Raw genomic sequence first — 403 nt, forward strand, 5'->3', positions numbered from 1 at the left:
GGGGAATGTTTACTGATTTTCTTTCCTACAAATTAGAACGTGCCGGTAAGAAACTGGTTCGTATCGATAAGTGGTATCCCAGTTCAAAAATCTGCAGCTGCTGCGGAAAACTCAAAAAAGAGCTGAAACTGGAAGACCGTATGTATAGCTGCACCTGCGGAAATCAGATAAACCGTGATGAGAATGCAGCTATCAATATTTGCAGAGAAGGCTTGAGAATATTGGGAGTTGAACTTGATGCAGAAAGAAAAATCTCCTGATTTTCCCCAAAAAACATAGATTTTGTTTGGGACTGCGTAGATACGAAACAGTTCCGCTCATAATAACAGAACCGTGGGACACACGGGGATAGCTCGCCTATGCTTTGCCCAATAGGGCAATCGAACGAGAAGCCCCCACTTCA

Annotated in this window: 1 protein-coding gene; it reads left to right on the plus strand. The window is 43.4% G+C overall.

Annotation, left to right across the window (positions count from 1 at the left end; all coding sequences use genetic code 11):
• Positions 1-260 (plus strand): zinc ribbon domain-containing protein (locus tag DXC57_RS14970; protein ID WP_147354114.1); only part of this gene is annotated, 260 nt, incomplete at its 5' end.
• Positions 261-403: the final 143 nt, after the last annotated feature.

The sequence above is a fragment of the Clostridium sp. TF06-15AC genome, assembly GCF_003481165.1.
Lineage (GTDB): Bacteria > Bacillota > Clostridia > Lachnospirales > Lachnospiraceae > Otoolea > Otoolea fessa.